1 protein-coding gene is annotated in these 533 nt (G+C 47.7%); it reads left to right on the top strand.

The genetic code is table 11. From position 1 onward, the window contains the following. Positions 1-533 (top strand): GGDEF domain-containing protein (locus tag R7Z77_RS28135; protein ID WP_318137408.1); only part of this gene is annotated, 533 nt, incomplete at both ends.

The following is a 533-nucleotide window of genomic DNA, read 5'->3' as shown; positions in this document are numbered from 1 at the left end:
TCAACACCTAGCAAATGGCGATTGGGATAGCTCAATGCCCCAACCTGGCCGTGTGTACGAAACGACCGTGCTCGCAAAAGCCTTTAATGAAATGGCCAGCAACCTCAAAGCCTCATTTAAGGCGCTGCGCGATCAGCTGGTGTATGACTCATTAACTCGACTCTACAGCCGCCAAGGATTAATCGAAATCTGCGAAAACAAACCCAATTTGTGTCACGGTAGTTTGTTCTTATTGGGGATCAACAAATTTAGAGATATCAACGACAGCGTGGGACACCACAATGGTGATCAGCTGTTGGTTAGCATCGCAGAAAGGCTGAAGCAACAATTCCCAGACAACACCATGCTGGCCCGAATTGGTGGCGATGAGTTCGCTCTGTTTATGCCAGATATGGATAAAGACGAAGACATCCGTTTAACAGAACGTCGCCTACAACAACTGTTCGCAGCACCATTTATGGTTGAAGGTGAAAGCGTGGTGATGAAGATCTCACTAGGGATTGTGCAAACCAAGCATGGTGAGAACATGCCGC

Source organism: Vibrio sp. 1401 (assembly GCF_033340295.1).
This window is presented reverse-complemented; position numbering and strand designations above follow the sequence as displayed.